This is a genomic window from Undibacterium sp. MH2W, from assembly GCF_049340215.1.
Classification (GTDB): domain Bacteria; phylum Pseudomonadota; class Gammaproteobacteria; order Burkholderiales; family Burkholderiaceae_D; genus Undibacterium.
In genome coordinates this window covers 1-255 of the sequence record NZ_JBMPPA010000046.1, presented here as the reverse complement: position 1 = coordinate 255, position 255 = coordinate 1, and the positions used below count along the sequence as shown (strand labels likewise).

Below are 255 nucleotides of genomic sequence, written 5' to 3'. Positions count from 1 at the left end.
TTAATTACTTCTTAGCAACTTTGCTCATGTTGCCAGACAACACAACAGAGTGCAGGTCAGCTGCAAATGCACGAACTTCTTCCATGGAGCTCTTGTTGCGACGTACCAAGAAGTTGTAACCCAGAACCGCTGGAACCGCTACCGCCAAACCAATCGCCGTCATGATCAGCGCTTCACCCACTGGACCTGCTACTTTATCGATCGATGCTTGACCGGACATACCGATCGCTGTCAACGCGTGGTAGATACCCCAAA

The 255-nt window shown here is 50.2% G+C and carries 1 protein-coding gene; it reads right to left on the bottom strand.

What is annotated here, in order from left to right:
- Positions 1 to 4 precede the first annotated feature (4 nt).
- Positions 5 to 255: MotA/TolQ/ExbB proton channel family protein (locus ACO0K2_RS19790; protein ID WP_423021773.1), on the bottom strand; the 251-nt coding region annotated here is incomplete at its 5' end.